This window comes from Kangiella taiwanensis, assembly GCF_020005165.1.
GTDB lineage: Bacteria > Pseudomonadota > Gammaproteobacteria > Enterobacterales > Kangiellaceae > Kangiella > Kangiella taiwanensis.
Genome location: NZ_JAHCLT010000001.1, coordinates 599821 through 612961 on the forward strand (window position 1 = coordinate 599821; position 13141 = coordinate 612961).

General features: G+C 44.5%; 10 protein-coding genes. 7 read left to right on the top strand and 3 right to left on the bottom strand.

Annotation, left to right across the window (positions count from 1 at the left end; translation table 11 throughout):
* Window positions 1-48: 48 nt before the first annotated feature.
* Window positions 49-2376 (bottom strand): Tex family protein, encoded by a 2328-nt coding sequence (locus tag KFK88_RS02960; RefSeq protein ID WP_223577167.1) that lies wholly within the window; start codon window positions 2374-2376, stop codon window positions 49-51.
* 169 nt (window positions 2377-2545) lie between these two features.
* On the opposite strand from KFK88_RS02960, the gene ompR reads away from it, so the two are divergent.
* From ompR to KFK88_RS02975, 3 genes are all read left to right on the top strand, one after another.
* Window positions 2546-3268 carry an osmolarity response regulator transcription factor OmpR gene (gene ompR, locus KFK88_RS02965; protein WP_223577168.1) on the top strand — a complete coding sequence of 241 codons (723 nt, stop codon included), beginning with the start codon at window positions 2546-2548 and terminating at the stop codon, window positions 3266-3268.
* 21 nt (window positions 3269-3289) lie between these two features.
* Window positions 3290-4597 (top strand): two-component system sensor histidine kinase EnvZ, encoded by a 1308-nt coding sequence (envZ, locus tag KFK88_RS02970; protein ID WP_223577169.1) that lies wholly within the window; start codon window positions 3290-3292, stop codon window positions 4595-4597.
* A 376-nt stretch (window positions 4598-4973) separates the two neighbouring features.
* Window positions 4974-5678: a hypothetical protein gene (locus KFK88_RS02975; RefSeq protein ID WP_223577170.1), complete on the top strand. Its 705-nt coding sequence runs from the start codon at window positions 4974-4976 to the stop codon at window positions 5676-5678.
* Between the two features lie 56 nt (window positions 5679-5734).
* On the opposite strand, the gene hslO is transcribed toward KFK88_RS02975, so the two are convergent.
* On the bottom strand, window positions 5735-6619 hold the full coding sequence (gene hslO / locus KFK88_RS02980) for an Hsp33 family molecular chaperone HslO (protein ID WP_223577171.1): 885 nt from the start codon (window positions 6617-6619) through the stop codon (window positions 5735-5737).
* A 63-nt stretch (window positions 6620-6682) separates the two neighbouring features.
* Complete coding sequence (locus KFK88_RS02985) at window positions 6683-7063, bottom strand: RNA-binding S4 domain-containing protein (protein ID WP_223577172.1); 381 nt, start codon at window positions 7061-7063, stop codon at window positions 6683-6685.
* A gap of 207 nt (window positions 7064-7270) precedes the next feature.
* Here KFK88_RS02985 and gspC point away from each other — a divergent pair, with 207 nt between their 5' ends.
* Genes gspC through gspF form a run of 4 tightly spaced genes read left to right on the top strand, consistent with a single transcriptional unit; the run spans window position 7271 to window position 13128 of the window.
* A complete protein-coding gene (gene gspC, locus KFK88_RS02990; protein WP_223577173.1) occupies window positions 7271-8224 on the top strand; it encodes a type II secretion system protein GspC in 954 nt (317 codons plus the stop codon).
* The gene (gene gspD, locus KFK88_RS02995; protein ID WP_223577174.1) at window positions 8205-10376 is read left to right on the top strand and encodes a type II secretion system secretin GspD; all 2172 of its coding nucleotides are present in this window, start codon (window positions 8205-8207) and stop codon (window positions 10374-10376) included. Before gspC ends, gspD begins: the two co-directional genes overlap by 20 nt.
* A complete protein-coding gene (gspE, locus tag KFK88_RS03000) occupies window positions 10376-11908 on the top strand; it encodes a type II secretion system ATPase GspE (RefSeq protein ID WP_317851536.1) in 1533 nt (510 codons plus the stop codon). The genes gspD and gspE overlap by 1 nt, the downstream gene beginning before the upstream one ends.
* On the top strand, window positions 11908-13128 hold the full coding sequence (gene gspF, locus KFK88_RS03005; protein ID WP_223577175.1) for a type II secretion system inner membrane protein GspF: 1221 nt from the start codon (window positions 11908-11910) through the stop codon (window positions 13126-13128). Before gspE ends, gspF begins: the two co-directional genes overlap by 1 nt.
* The last annotated feature ends 13 nt before the right edge of the window (window positions 13129-13141 follow it).

Below are 13141 nucleotides of genomic sequence, written 5' to 3' on the forward strand. Positions count from 1 at the left end.
CATGTTGGAGCAGTTGTCATATAAGGGCTATAGAGCAATGATGCAGAATTAGCCTTTTTTCAGAGCGGCGGATAATGCATCTGCAAAAGCGCCCTGAGGTTGCTTTTGCGATTTTTTGCCGCCGGATTTATGGGATGACTTGCCATGTTTTTGCTGTGGCTTGTTCGCACCTTTGGTTTCACCTCCGGTGTCAGGCCCTATCATGGATAGACCGATACGTTTGCGTTGTAGGTCGACGTCGCTAACCCAAACTCTGACGATATCACCAGCTTTGACCACTTCGCTAGGATCTTTGATGAACTTATTCGCCATGACGGATAAGTGGACGAGCCCGTCCTGATGCACACCTACGTCTACAAAGGCTCCAAAAGCGGTCACGTTGGTTACTACGCCTTCAAGCTCCATGTTTTTCTTGAGGTCTTTTAATGTTTCAACGCCTTCTTTGTACTGCACCATACGGAACTCTGGGCGAGGATCTCGGCCAGGCTTATCCAGCTCTTTGATGATGTCGTTGATAGTGTGTTCACCGAAAGTATCATCGGTATAGCTTTCTGGCTTTATTTGCTTCAGGTGTTTGTCATTACCGATCAACTGGTGTACGTCCTGGAGTTGTAAATCTTTGATGATTTTCTCAACAATAGGGTAGGTTTCAGGGTGAACGCCTGAACTATCCAATGCATTGTCACCGTCAGTAATACGCAAGAAGCCAGCGGCTTGTTCAAATGTCTTTGGGCCCATGCGTTCAACGTCTAAGAGTTGCTGACGTGAATTAAAGCGACCGTTTTCGTTACGCCAGTTGTAGATGTTTTGCGCCAAGGTTTTGCTTAATCCTGAAACACGCGTTAACAACGGCACCGAGGCCATGTTCAAATCAACACCAACAGCGTTTACACAATCCTCGACTACACCATCAAGGCTTTTTGCCAGTTGGCTTTGGCTAACGTCGTGCTGGTATTGGCCAACACCAATCGATTTAGGTTCAATTTTAACGAGTTCAGCCAGTGGGTCTTGTAAACGACGTGCGATAGAAACGGCACCGCGGTAGCTGACGTCTAGCTCAGGGAATTCCTTGGCCGCGAGCTCAGAAGCAGAATACACTGATGCGCCAGCTTCGCTTACCATGATTTTTTGTAGCTTGAGTTGCGGCGCTTTTTTCATCAACTCAGCGACTAACTTGTCGGTTTCGCGAGAGGCTGTACCGTTACCAATACTGACCAATTCAACTTTATGCATCTCACACATGGTCTCAAGCTTACGTAAAGATTGATCCCATTGATTCTGCGGTGCATGAGGGAAGATAGTACTGTGCGCGAGTAGTTTACCGGTATCGTCAACGATAACTGCCTTTACGCCAGTACGAAGGCCAGGATCCAGCCCCATGGTGGTTTTAGCGCCCGCAGGTGCTGCCATCAACAAATCACTGAGGTTCTTAGCGAAGATGCGGATTGCTTCTGCTTCACCTTGCTCACGCACCTTGGTCAGTAATTCGGTTTCCATGTAAAGGTGCAGTTTAATTTTCCATGTCCATAGCACCACTTGCTGTAGCCATTTATCGGCAGGGCGGCCTTGATCTTGAATATTAAAGTGTTGCGCAATCATGCCGACACAAGGATCGGCAGCGTCTTCATCCTTGACCAATCTTTGGTTGGAAAGCATTTGCAGTGACAAGATGTTCTCATTGCGGCCACGAAGAAGCGCCAAAATGCGGTGTGATGGGATCGCATTAAAAGCTTCATTATGCTCAAAATAGTCTGAAAACTTGATGCCTTCCTTTTCTTTGCCTTCTATCACTTTCGATTGGATGTAGGCGTTTTCCCATAAATAGTCACGAAGTTGTTTCAGTAAGTCGGCATTTTCAGCAAATTCTTCCATCAGAATCTGACGCGCACCATCCAGAGCATCTTTCGTGGTGGCAACTGTTTTGTCCTTTTCATCGGATTGGTTGAGGTACTTCTCGGCCTCTTTTTCAGGATCCAAGGTTGGGTTTTGCCACAAGTCATGGGCCAAAGGCTCTAAACCTGCTTCGCGAGCGATTTGTGCTTTGGTGCGGCGTTTAGGCTTGTACGGAAGGTATAAGTCTTCGAGCTCGCTTTTGGTATCGGCACTTTTAATGGACTTTTCAAGCTCAGGAGTCAACTTTGCCTGCTCTTCAATGCTTTTTAAAATCGCAGCTCGGCGGTCTTCGAGTTCACGCAAATATCCCAGGCGCTGCTCCAAATCACGTAGCTGAGTATCATCGAGCGCTCCCGTGACTTCTTTACGATAACGTGCGATGAACGGAACTGTAGAGCCTTCATCGAGTAATTTTACGGCTGCTTCCACCTGCTGTGGGCGAACATTCAGCTCTTGAGCAATTTGCTGGTTAATTTGTAACATCTTGTTTTCGTGTATTGGGAAAAATATGACGGCATAGTATAGTGCTTGTAGAAATATGAAAAAAGTCCAAATTCGACATTCCGTTGAGCATTCTACAAATTGTCAAATTTGAACGCTTCGTAAATAAAGATAGTTATCATTTTATTGGGTTGGGAAGGCAGGAAAGACCATGACTGAAGAAACACCAAAAGTATTAGTGGTTGATGATGATGTGCGTTTGAGAAGTTTGCTTGAGCGTTATTTAAAGGAACAAGATTTTATCGTGCGTACTGTAGAAAACGCAGAGCAGATGGATCGTTTTCTGGAACGTGAAAACTATCACCTGATGGTGTTGGATTTGATGTTGCCTGGGGAAGATGGCTTATCAATCTGTCGTCGCCTGCGCTCGGATAATAACCCTATCCCTATTATTATGCTGACGGCTAAAGGCGATGAGGTTGACCGAATCGTTGGTTTAGAGGTCGGTGCTGATGATTATTTAGCCAAGCCGTTTAATCCTCGTGAGTTGCTAGCTCGAATTCGTGCCGTACTTCGTCGCCAGGCAAAGCATATCCCTGGCGCACCGAGTAACTCTGAATCGGTGATTAGTTTTGGTCGCTTTACACTCAATCTAGCGACGCGCGAGATGACGGACGATGGTAAATCGATTTCTTTAACCAGCGGTGAATTTGCAGTATTAAAGTCCTTGGTAGAGCATGCGCGTCAGCCGTTATCGCGAGATAAATTAATGAATTTAGCACGTGGTCGTGACTATTCCGCTTTGGAGCGCAGTATTGATGTACAAGTATCGCGTTTACGCCGTTTGATTGAAGCTGACCCAGCGCATCCACGCTATATTCAAACCGTCTGGGGCGTGGGCTACGTCTTTGTTCCAGATGGTGGCGAAGCTTAAGTCGATTACGTTTCCTTTCTTATGAGAGTCTTGCCGAAAAGTGCCTTTGGACGAATAGCCTTACTGGTTGGTGTGCTACTGCTCATTAACCAGTGGGTCTCCTATTTGTCGATCTCATGGTACGTAGCGCAGCCGTCGATGAAGCAGTTGGTTCAACTGTTAGCGTCAGACGTGAAAACGGCCATGTCGATGCAGGATCTCGAAATTGAAGGCAAGATATCGAACGAAGTCCGTCTGGAAATTATGGATGACCAGCGCATTCAGATGATTTCCACTCGCATGGGCGATCCGAAACAACTTCGAGAAGCGCAGTTGTATACGGTACTAACTTCGCAGCTGGCTGAGAGTTTAGGTGTGCCTGAAGACAGTACGGAGATGCGAGTTGAAGAGTCCGATCAAATCTATTACTGGATTAAGTCTCCGAAGCATAACAATGTTTGGTTCCGAATCGGTATGGAACCGTTCGAAGGTTTTTACATCCATCCCCCTATCGTCTATTTCACGGCTATTTTATTACTAAGCTTGCTTGGTGGTTGGATTTTCACCAAGCAAATCAGTCGCCCGTTACGACGTTTGGAGTTCGCTGCACGAGAAATTGGACGCGGTGATAATCCTGGTCAGCTCAAAGAAGAAGGCTTGGAAGAGATGGTCACTGTGACCAAGGCCTTTAACCAAATGGCGCGTAATGTACAGCAACTAGAAGAAGACCGGACATTATTGTTGGCGGGTGTGTCTCACGATTTGCGGACACCACTAACACGCATTCGATTAGCAACTGAGTTCATGAGCGATGATGAAGCTGAGGTTCGAGAAGGTATTATTCGTGATACCGAAGACATGGACCAAATCATTGACCAGTTTATCTCCTTCGTGCGAGATGGCCGTGATGAACGGGATCAAGTCGGTGACTTGAATACTGTGGTTGAAGACTGCGTGAAGTCGGTGCGCATCCAAACACAAGACATCAGTTATGAGCTGGGTGAACTGCCTCCATTAGCGTTTAAGCCGATGGCCATGAAGCGCTTAGTGACTAACCTTATTATGAATGGTCTGAAGTATGCCGGTGCGCCGCTCGAAGTAAAAACGCAAGTCGTTGATAACAAAGTCCGTGTATCGGTGTTCGACCAAGGCCCTGGCATTGATGAGAAGGAAATTGAACGACTATTCCAGCCATTCTCACGCGGTAACAGTGCGCGAAGCGGTGGTGGTTCAGGGCTTGGACTCGCCATTGTACAACGTATCGCCAAGTTACACCGGGGGCACGTTTCGCTACTCAATCGTGCTGAAGGCGGACTAGAAGCCCGCCTCGAATTTCCGATTGTAGGCTAATTATTGACAGCTCCACTTAATTACAAGCTTGCTCTTTTGAAAAATAACTATTACAGCGTTTAGAAATAACAAATAATTCATCCTTTGATTTATTTGGCTTGAATCTAAGAAGTATTTCGTTAATAATCTCTCTTGTCTCTTGCCGAGACATAATAAATTAACCTAAGTAAAGGAGAAATTATGATTTTAAAACAGTTTTTGCTAGGAGCTGTAGTAGTGGCAGGGTTATTATCAACGCAAAAAGTTACCGCTTCTGAGACGAATTGCTACTATAACAGTGATGGGACTCTTGTTTGTTACACTTGCAATAGTGATAATGTTTGTAAAAGACACTATCCTAACAAAGAAAAATAGTTGATAGAGCGTAGATAGTTTTGTGACTATTTACGCTGAATCAAACGCTTTAATGAAGAGGCTTATTGAGGACATGATTAGAAAGTTGATAGTGTTTTCTATTTCAATGGTACTTTTTCTTAGTATTTTATATATAACTAAAAAACAGAATTTATTTTTTAACGAAAAGAGTGTCAGTACGATAATTGAAAAGAAGCCCCAAAATATAGAACAGCAGAATTTCAGCGTTAACAATAACTCTGTAAATAGTATTGCTGAACGCGAAGCTCAAGAAAAGAAGCAGTCCAGTGAAACGGAAATGAATAACAGGCTTGAAATTAATAAGGAAAAGCTAAAAGGTATAGAGGGCGCGGTAGGAGCGCTTATTAAAGAAAAGGATATAGAGGGGGAGGCTGAATACTTGTTTAACACGTTCAGAGTCTCTCAACCGTTGATTAGAGATCAGCAGGACTCAGCTATAATTAATGACAAAATTTATGAGATGGGATTATATGATGAGCTAATCAAGGAGTCTGTGAAGTTTTCAAGTGCTGAGTGTAGAGAGGGGATTTGTAAATTAGATTTTTATATAGGGAGAAATAAAGTTCATACTGACAGTATAGAAAGTAGGATACCGGTTATGTCATTGATTGATACGAAATTAAAATCAATACCTATACTTGACTCGAAACAGTTAATGATAAAGAACAATATAGAGCTTCAAACTATGGAGCTCTATTTTTACTAGTTTTTTATAGTTAAGGTTAGATAGTACCCTCTTAAATCGGCTGAGTGTGGGCTTTTTTAATTAATACTAGTGCTGGGTGCCGTGTTGCTGAGAAATGTCATGATGTCTTGTTCGGTGAAAATCTCTTTATTGCTACAAAAGTCACACACCAACTCAAGCTGTCCACCACTTTCTTGAACCATTTGAACCAGCTCTTCCGGCTGAATTGTGGCTAAAGCCTGCTCATTGCGTGCTCGTGAGCAACCACATTGAAACTCAATAGGTTTTTCAGGGTAGATAGTAACTTCATCTTGATGGAATAAGCGATACAGTAAATCTTGATGGCTGGTAGCCAAAGCTTCTTCAGCAGAGAGAGTTTCAGCCAAGGTTTTGACATGTTCAAAAGCACCAACTTTATCTTCTAGTGAAGTCGTGTCTTGAGAGTTTCCTGGAAGTGCTTGTAAAAATAGACCGAAGACTTTGCTATCACTGGCAAAAAGCTGAATATAGGTTGGTAGCTGTTCTGAGCGTTGAAAGTAATCTTCAAGGCAGCTAGCAAGGGTTGTGTTCTCTAGCGGCACGACTCCTTGGTAACGTTTGCCTTGATTTGGCTCAATAGTGATCGCCATCTGCCCGTTCTGAGTCCACTTTGCGAAGTCTAGCGCGTCCGTTGACTGCTCTTCGTCAAGCCGGCTTAAGCCGCGGATAAAACCTTGATGGGTGCACTCAGTAAGTAATAGCTTGAGTGTCGAGGGGCTTTGCACTTGCAGTGCGACTTTCCCTTCTATTTTTATGATCTCAGCCATTAATGCTGTAGCCGCTAAAGCTTGCCCAAGAAGTTGGCGTGGAGCGGCAGCATACTCATGCTGTTCAACAATGGTCGTAAAGCTGTGTTCTAAGCTAATGATTTCGCCACGAATTGGAAGTTTGGCGAAGGTAAATCGTTGAATCGTGTCTGACATGGTTAATCCAAATGTGTTGATATCAAAAGAGTATCGTCTAAAAGAGTGTCAATACTGATAAATTTAAGACTGATCGCGCTTAAAGCGATGAATCTGGCGTCGTTGGCGTTTATCAGGCTTGCCTTCTGTTCTGGGCATAGACTGACGTTGCACTGCTAAAGTTTCCCGCAACTTAATACTGTCTTCGGTTTCTTCGTACAATTCTTGAGCGATTTTAGCAGGGCCTCGTTTTTCGGATAAGTCTTTAACGACCACCGTTTTTTCGTGGAAGCCTTGCCGGATCTTTACGTTCATGCCGACCGTAACCGCTCGGCTTGCTTTGCCCTTAACACCATCGCAATGAACCTTGCCACCGTCGATTGCTTCTTTGGCTATTGAGCGTGTTTTAAAAAAACGGGCGGCCCATAACCATTTGTCTAACCTCACAGAATTGTCAACTGTCATCTTGAACCTTACTTATATTTACAGTATCTTGTCTTGCTTTTCCGCGATTTGAGTGGGAATATGCTTATTATAAGCTATCTCAAAGAAAGATGGCTAAAATTTAACTCGGGGATTTAGTTCGGGTATAGACGGAAACCCGTAGAAATAACATAAATGAATTCAATGATGAACAATTTTATCCAGTTCGTGCAACAGCGGGGTAGGTTAGTGGCACGAGTTGCAGCCATGATATTGGCTATAATAAGCCTTTATGTCTTGGCAAAGCTGGTCTGGTTATGGGTTGAGTTTTTCCAACCTCCGCCAGAATTAGCACCTGTAAAAAGTGCTCCTGCCCCTAAAAAACAAGCAACTATCAATGTTGAGGGTATCGCTGGTCTGCATCTTTTTGGTGAAGCCAACGCCCCTGTTGAAGAACAGGTCGAAGCTGAAGAAACTCAGCTAAATTTAAAGTTGCTTGGTACTTACGTTTCTTCGGAAGAAAAGATCAGTAGCGCCATTATTGAAGCTAATGGTAGCCAAGAGTCCGTATATTTTATCGGCGATAAGTTAAAAGTAAGAGGTCAAGTCACGTTGCATAAGGTTGAACCACTGCAGGTTATCCTTAAAAACGGTGGAAAGTATGAAACTTTGACCCTCATCGAGCAACTCAATCAGCAAGTACTATCTTCTGCTCGTAAGCCAGAGTTAAAGTCAGAAGACTCTAGCCCTGAGCGGACTATAGATAAACGTCGCGATGCTCGCTTGAGCAAAGAGTTGGCTGAAATGAAAGAGCAGATCTACAGTAACCCTCAGGCATTAAAAGATATCGCCAATGTACAACCTGTGGTTGATGCTAATGGCCAGGTAAGTGGCTTTAAAGTGTCGCCGGGCAAAGATCCTAGAATGTTTACACGGCTCGGCTTACGTCGAAATGATGTGATCACGTCCGTTAACGGACAAAAATTAAGCAATGAAGGTATGATGGGAGTCATGAATGAGTTGAGTAACTCAGACTCCGTCGAGGTGACCATTGAGCGGAATGGTCGGCCAGTGACTTTGATACTCGGCATTTCGGATATGGGTAACGAACAGCGCTCCAGGCAAGAGCCACCAACGAGATCACGACCAAATATAGAGCCGAACTTAGACAAGAGAGAAGGCAATGTTAGAGAAATTAAATAGTCAGGATAACTATAATCGAAAACGTACTCAGTGGAAGCACGGGGCAGTTATGGGGCTGTTTGCGCTGTCATTACTGTTGTCGTCGGCAATGGTAAAAGCTGAGCAATTGAATGTTCGAGATGCTGATATTAGAGAAGTTGTTGAGACTGTTGCCAGAATTACTGGCAAAACCATGATTGTTGATCCGCGTGTAAAGGGTTTGAAAGTCACTATTATATCTAACCATGATTACAGTAAAGAAGACATTTATAATCAGTTTGTATCAATGCTTCAAATACACGGTTTTCAAGCGATTGAAAACAATGGTGTGATTAAGATCGTCCAAGATCAAAAAGCTCGTTATGAAGCCTCTCCAGTAAACGTAAAAAACCCACAAAGTTACGGCGATCGAGCGATTACCCAGGTGATTCCGGTACAAAACGTTGATGCTCAGCAAATCATGAACGTGTTGCGTCCTTTGGTATCGCCCCAGTCTGGCCACTTATTTGCGGTGCAAGGTACCAATACTTTGATTCTGCACGATTCGGCGTCAAACGTTGAACGTATTACGAAGATCATTGAGCGTACCGATAAAGCCAATGATGAAGAAATTGAAGTGATTCCTCTAAAGCATGCGTCAGCCAGTGAAATTGTACGTATTCTTGAGAGCTTAAATCGTGGTGGTCAACAGGAGCGAGTGAACCAAGTTCAACAGCCTCGTTATGTTGCGGATGAGCGGACTAACAGTATTTTATTGAGTGCTGGTAACCGCCAGCGAGTTCGCCTGCGTGCATTGATTCATAGCTTAGATCGTCAGCTTGATAACACGGGTAACACTAAAACTGTATTCCTTAAGTTTGCTAAAGCTGAGCAAGTTGCTGAAGTGCTTCAGGGTATTGGTGAAATTAAGAAAAAAGAAGAGGCCGCGAACTCCGGGCGTGGTGGTGCCGGTGCTGCTGGTGGTGCCGCTGCGAATAAAGCACTTTACTCTGTTCAATTCCACGAAGAAACGAATGCATTAGTGATGACAGCACCGCCAGATATGATGCGTGAGTTTGATTCGGTCATTCGTAGTCTAGATATTCGTCGTAAACAAGTTCATGTTGAAGCGATTATTGTTGAGATTTCTGACACAAAAGCGAAAGAGTTAGGAATCCAGTGGTTATTCTCACCAAGTGGCTCCGGAACACAGCCAGCAGGTATTATTAACTTTAACAATACGGGTACGACGATCGGTCAGGTTGCTGGTGGCGCTATTGCTAACCGCGGCCAGGAAGAGGAAGTCTTCACGCGTGATCCAGAAACAGGAGCTATTACAGGTACCGAAACCATCACTACAGGTGGCGATAACGGTGCTGCATTAGCGGAAGTGTTAGGTGGCTTACAAGGTGCTGGTCTGGGTATCGCTCGTATGAGTCAGACAGGTTTGAGCTGGGCTGCATTTATTAAAGCATTAGAAGGTGTAACCGACTCCAATACTTTGGCTCGCCCTAGTGTGACCACGCTTGATAATGTAGAGGCTATTTTTAAAGCCGGCCAAGAAATTCCAATTATCACAGGCTCAACACTTGGTGACAATAACTCGAATCCTTTCCAGAATGTTGATCGTAAAGATGTTGGTGTGATGTTGAAAATTACACCTCAGATTAACGAAGGGAACTATGTACGTTTAGATATTGAGCAGGAAGTGTCATCGATCGCTGGCTCTACAGCCGTAGACGTTGTAACCAACAAGCGTGAAGTCAAGACTTCAGTCTTGGTGCCAAACGGCGGCTTGGTGGTGCTGGGCGGATTGATTGATGATGATATTCAACAAAGTTCGCAGAAAGTTCCTATTTTGGGTGATATTCCAATTTTGGGTCATGCTTTTAAATCTGAGCGAACACAAAAGATTAAACGTAACTTGATGGTCTTTATTCATCCGCGAGTACTGAAAGACGACAAAGACTTACGTGAAGTGAGCAATGCAAAGTACAGCTACATGCGCGCACAGCAAATTGACCAAGCGAACCGTGGAATTAGTTTAATGCCGAGCGCTGAAGCGCCTGTGCTGCCGACTTACGATGAAGCTTTAGTGTTGCCACCAAGTTTCGAAGAGTATCTCGATAAGGAAAAGCTTCTTGATCAGAACGCGGATCAAGAAGAGTCCCCGCAAGAGGTTGATGCAGAATAATGTCTGAGCAACTAGAAACAGACATTGCATTAGAAGCGGAAACTGAAAAGCCCGTTGAGGCTGGTCGTTTCCGTCCGATGCCATTTAGTTTTGCTAAGAGGCATGGCGTGTTTCTTAAAGAAACAGACGATGGTGTTAAGTGCTTTATGCGTGAAGGTGCTTCACCTCAGGCATTACTCGAAGTTCGTCGACATTACCCGCAATCGTTTAATCTAGAATGGTTGAATGAAGAAGCGTTTGAAAAAGAACTGAGCGCTTACTACCAGTCTGGAACCACTGACGCACGTCAGACAATGGAAGATTTAGGCGATGAAATGGATTTATTCCGTTTGGCTGAAGAGTTGCCTGAAACGGAAGATCTTCTAGAAGCAGAAGATGATGCACCGATTATTAAGTTGATTAATGCGTTACTGACCGAAGCGATCAAAGAGAATGCTTCGGATATCCATATTGAGACGTTTGAAAAAACCTTATCTGTGCGCTTCCGGGTGGATGGCGTATTACGTGAAGTATTACAACCTAGCCGAAAATTAGCGCCGTTATTGGTTTCGCGTATTAAGGTGATGGGTAAACTGGATATCGCAGAAAAGCGAATTCCACAAGATGGTCGTATCGCATTAAGGATTGCAAACCGTGCGGTTGATGTGCGTGTTTCTACCATGCCATCAAGCCATGGCGAACGAGTGGTTCTACGTTTATTAGACAAGGAAGCTGGTCGCTTGGACTTCAAGCATTTGGGTATGCAGCCTGACACCATGGAATTAATGGATGACATACTGCACAAGCCGCATGGCATTATTTTGGTTACCGGCCCTACAGGCTCTGGTAAGACAACAACCTTGTATGCAGGCTTGTCGCTACTGAATAACACGTCACGTAATATCTTGACCGTCGAAGACCCGATCGAGTACTTGATTGATGGTATTGGACAGACCCAGGTTAATCCTAAAGTCGATATGACGTTTGCACGAGGTTTACGAGCGATTCTGCGTCAGGATCCTGACGTGGTGATGATTGGTGAGATTCGTGACTTAGAAACAGCGCAAATCGCGGTACAAGCGAGTTTAACGGGGCACTTAGTATTATCAACTTTACACACCAATACAGCGATCGGCGCGGTAACTCGTATGCAGGACATGGGTGTTGAGCCATTCCTGTTGTCCTCAAGTTTGCTCGGTGTCTTAGCTCAACGACTGGTGCGTCGTTTGTGCGACCATTGTAAGTCTCCCGCGGTGGCAAACCAAAAAGAGTGCGAGCTCATGGGCTTTGATCCTCAAGACCCGCCAACAATTTATCATCCTGTGGGTTGTGATACTTGTAATCAGCAGGGTTTTAAAGGCCGACAAGGTATTTATGAATTAGTGATTATTGATGACCAGATGCGAACCATGATTCATAACAATAACAGTGAACAGGAAATGGAACGCCACGCACGACAGGCTACGCCGAGTATTCGTGCGGATGGACGTCATCGCGTTCTTCAGGGGATTACCACTGTTGAAGAAGTGCTTCGCGTTACTCGGGAGGATTAATGGCTGCGTTCGAGTATGTTGCGCTTGATGTCAAAGGCAAGCAAAAAAAAGGCGTTTTAGAAGGCGACACTGCGCGTCAAATTCGTCAGCAACTGCGCGATAAAAACTTAACGCCGCTCGATGTAAATCACATTGGAGACGCTAACCGCAAGAAAGATAAAAGTGGTGGTTTCTTCGGCCCAAAAATCAGCGTATCGGACTTGGCGCTTGTAACACGCCAATTAGCAACGTTAGTTAAAGCTGCGCTACCCATTGAAGAAGCGCTGAAAGCTGTCGCCGATCAAACAGAAAAGTCCAAAGTTAAAACTATCATGTTGGGTGTTCGCGCCAAAGTCATGGAAGGTCATACGCTAGCTGATGGTCTTTCAGAGTTTCCTAGCGTGTTCAATGAATTGTATCGCTCCATGGTGGCCGCTGGTGAACGAGCGGGACATTTAGATAAAGTGCTTAACCGCTTAGCTGACTACACTGAACGACGCCAAAAAATTAGTACTAAAGTATCGGCAGCTATGGTCTATCCGATTGTATTAATTGTGGTTGCAGTAGGTGTTGTTGCGGGCTTAATGGTTTTCGCTGTACCTAAGGTAGTTGAGCAATTCCAGCACATGGGCGAAGAGTTGCCGACGATTACGAAAATTTTAATTGGAATTAGTGACTTTACCATCTCATACGGTTTGTATGTCCTAGCCGCAGCAATCTTAGCGGGTATCGGAATCAAGATGTGGCTGCGTAAAGACGACAACCGTCTAAAGTGGCATGGCATCATCTTGAAGCTGCCGGTGATCGGGCGGCTGTCGAGTAACTTGAATACGGCCCAATTTGCGAGCACCTTGAATATCCTTCATTCCAGTGGCGTACCTTTATTAGAAGCGATGAACATTGGTGGTAAGGTTCTGTCTAACCTTAAGATGCGAAGAGCAATTAATGAAGCTGCTGTAAAGGTACGTGAGGGTGGAAGCCTGAAGATGGCTTTACAGCAAACTGGGCAGTTCCCACCAATGATGATTCACATGATTGGCAGTGGTGAAGCGTCAGGTGAGCTGGAACATATGTTAGAGCAAGTGTCAGAAAACCAAGAAAGTTTGTTCGAGAACAGTATCGACGTGGCTCTGAATATTATGGGGCCACTAATTATTTTAGCGTTAGGCGGTATGGTAATGTTTATTGTGGCAGCGATGATGTTACCTATTTTTGAAATGACTAACTCTATTACCAGTTAAATTAACGGAGATG